At 44.4% G+C, this 3,196-nt stretch carries 1 protein-coding gene; it reads right to left on the reverse strand.

The annotated features are described in order from the left end of the window. Positions 1-99: 99 nt before the first annotated feature. Positions 100-2,931, reverse strand: coding sequence for an efflux RND transporter permease subunit (locus FTV18_RS15450; protein WP_257218640.1), 2,832 nt, complete (start codon positions 2,929-2,931; stop codon positions 100-102). Positions 2,932-3,196 lie beyond the last annotated feature (265 nt).

Genomic DNA, 3,196 nt, shown 5'->3' on the forward strand with positions numbered 1-3,196 from the left:
AAGTGAAGGTAGAGAATGTTGAAGAGTACAATCTAAATTTTCAGATAAAGTCATAAAAAAATGAGCGTATTGGCATACACTCATTTTTACTACATTTTTCTAATGTCTGCTTAACTGACTGGCATTAACAATCAGAATGGCATTTTTACAGGACAGACCAATCGTCGTCAGCAAGGCAATATGAAAAAAGATGTCATTGGCGAAACCAAAGATCCAGCAAAATAAGATACTGCCACCTACGCCCAATGGAATGGCACTGATCACGGCCACAGGAATGGTCCAACTTTCATATAAAGCGGTTAAACACAGGAAAATAAAGGCAATCGAAATCACATACAGGAAAATCGCCTGACCGCTGCTGCGCTTTTCTTCCAATGCAGCTCCGCTCCAAGCCAGATTCACACCTTCCTGGGCATCTACCAATGCTTCAACATCCTGCATGGTCTGACTGGAAAACTTGTCCTTTGGAATCCCGGCATAGACTGGAACAGCGTTATAGCCCATATAGCGGTTAATACTGTTCGGCCCGCCCTGCCAATTCAGACTGCTAAACTGGTTAAATGACAGCATTTCACCTTTTTGATTGCGTACATGCCAGAAGGCCAGATCTTCAGGTTTGGAACGGTATTCTGCTTCACCCTGCATAATCACACGTTTAATCTGCCCGCGATCAATAAAGTCATTGATGTAAGTTCCACCCCACGCTGCGGCCAAAGTACTGTTTACATTTTGCTGAGGAATGGAATGCTTTAACACGCGTTCTGCATCAAGTTTGATATTCAGCTCAGCACTTTCTTTGGGTTGGTCCAGCTGTAAAAATTCAATCGATGATTTGCCTTGGGCACGCGCTTCAATCTGGCCAAATGCCTCCTGTAAAAATTCAGCTCCTTTATAATCCAGGTCTTGCAACCAGAAATCGACTACACGACCATTACTCGACATGGAAGGCGCCATAAAGAAAATTTGGGCATTGGCATGATTGGCAAAGTGTTTCTGTGCTCGATCGACAATGGCAAAGACCGAATCTTCAGGATTTTTACGTTCAGCCCAGTCTTTTAATACCACAAAGAGCTGCCCACGATACGGGCCTACACCAACGTTGTTGCCGCTATACCAGACGCCTACACTCTGAATGCGTTCTGATTCATGTTTCATTAAATAGTCTTGTACTTCACGCCCGACTTTTTCGACTTCTGAACGCGGTGCGTTGCCCGGCATGACAATCTGCCCCATAACAAAGCCCATGTCTTCCGTGGGCATCAAGCCTTCCGGCAAATGCTTATATACCCAGCCGAAGCTCATTATGCACACACCAAACAGTGCCAACATCGTGAATTTCAATCGCATGCTCCGAGCTGAAACTTTTTGATAACCGGCATTGAGCTGATCCATGCCATGGTTAAAGCGCTGTGCCCAGCGAGCCTGATGATGTTTGCGTTTCAATAACTGTGCCGCAAATGTCGGGGTAATCACCAAGGCCACGAATAAAGACAGCAACATCGCCACTACCAAAGTGAGGGAAAATTGACGATAAATCACCCCAGTAATACTGCCAAAGAAAGCCATCGGGATAAATACTGCAGTAAGTACCAGCGTAATACCGACCAGTGCTCCACTCATTTCCTGCATGGATTTTAAGGCAGCCGCTTTGGCATCCAGATGTTCGTCCTGCATCAGGCGTTCAATATTTTCCACCACTACAATGGCATCATCGACTAGCAGACCAATGGCTAAAATCAGGGCAAATAAGGTAAAACTATTCAGAGTCATATCCAAGACATACAGCACTGCAAAGGTCGCCAAAACCACAATCGGAATCGTAACGGCCGGAATAATCGTGGCACGCCAGTTTTGCAGGAAGATAAACATCACCACAATGACCAGAATAATGGCTTCAACCAGAGTTTTAGCTACCTGTTCAATTGAGCTGGTAATAAATGGAGTTTTGTCCATGGTCATTTGCAACTGGTAGTGCGGTGGCAAATTGGCCTGAGTGTTTTTTAATACGTCTTGAATCTGTTTGGACACGGCAATAGCATTACTCCGCGGCGCCAAAGTAATCGATAAAGCTGAAGAGAGCTGTCCGTTGGTATAGTTAATGTGGTTATAACTTTCTGCACCTAGTTCTACCCGTGCCACATCTTTTAAATACAGTAATGCACCGGAATCTGTGGTTTTAACGATGATATTTTCAAATTCTTTCACACTGCTTAAATGTGAACCGGCACTGACCTTGGCATTGAGATATTGATCCTGCATCGTCGGCAAACCACCAATTGCGCCTGAAGCCAGTGGCGCGTTTTGAGTTTCAATGGCATTACGGATATCGCTTGGCATCAGGTTAAACTGGTGCAACTTATGCGGATTTAGCCAAATCCGCATGGCATAACCTGCACCGTACAGGTCAATTTCCCCTACACCTTCAATACGTGACAAACGCGGTTCGACGTGGACCATCAAATAATCTGAAAGTTCGGTAACGCTACTCTGCCCACTCTCATCATATAAACTTAATAGTGCAAACTGGTCATACCCTGATTTATAAACATTGACTCCGCCCTGCTGCGTCTCTTCAGGTAAGCGGCTCAATACACCATTCACGGCGTTTTGAACCTGTAACTGGGCTTGATCAAGATCGACTCCTGGCTCAAATTGCAGCGTAAGTTGGGCCCGTCCCACCGAACTGCTGGAGTGAAAAGTTTCCAGACCTTCAATGCCTTTTACCGCCTGTTCCAGAATCTGGGTCACCGATTGCTCAACTGTTTCAGCCGATGCACCACGATAACCTGCGGAAACGCCTAAAGCTGGCGTATCCATATTTGGCATATGTTCAATGGGAATTTTTTGAAGTGCAAATACCCCAAGGGCCATCATTAAAATTGCAATGACCGCTGCAAACTTGGGACGATAAATAAAAAAGCGCGACAACATAAATCAGAAATCCCCATCAAATGCATCTTTAGGATGCACACGCCATGAATAGATGATTTCTATAGCAATTTTCACACCATGCTTAAATTTAAGCCAATCTTTACCTTTTTATTTCCGATAAAAAAATCCCCGTTATAACGTAATGCCAGTCAGTTAAGAGATTGACTGGCTTTTTCTTGGGTATTTTTGAGGTTTTCCTTTTACAACCCTTGGATAACTCCTCACTCTTCTCTCAGGTATAACATACCGATTAGATTTCTCCATT

It is taken from the genome of Acinetobacter sp. YH12241 (assembly GCF_013417535.1).
Taxonomy (GTDB): domain Bacteria; phylum Pseudomonadota; class Gammaproteobacteria; order Pseudomonadales; family Moraxellaceae; genus Acinetobacter.